Annotated in this window: 1 pseudogene; it reads left to right on the top strand. The window is 84.5% G+C overall.

Going from position 1 to position 226, the window contains the following annotated elements:
- Positions 1-226: pseudogene (locus tag VR44_RS40750) on the top strand (ABC transporter); the annotation flags it as partial.

Here is a 226-nt window from a genome sequence, read left to right as displayed (position 1 = left end):
GGCAGGGCGGCCCTCGCCGGGGCGGTGGCCGTGGCGGCCTGTGCGCTGACGGGAGCGGCCGTGGGCGCGGTGTGCAGCCGGCCCCTGGTGCCCGGGCGCGGCTTCGCCGTCCTCGGGGCGGCCCTCGGCTCCCTGCTGGCCTGGGTCGTGTCCGCCTCCCCGGCCCGCGCCGCGGTGTCCGCGCTGATCGGCGCCGCGCGGGCGGGCGCCCCCGTCCTCCCGGCCG

Origin of the sequence: Streptomyces katrae, assembly GCF_000966975.1 — a bacterium.
Lineage (GTDB): Bacteria > Actinomycetota > Actinomycetes > Streptomycetales > Streptomycetaceae > Streptomyces > Streptomyces katrae.
The sequence above is the reverse complement of the archived record's forward strand: the minus strand, read 5'-3'. Positions and strand labels throughout refer to the sequence as shown.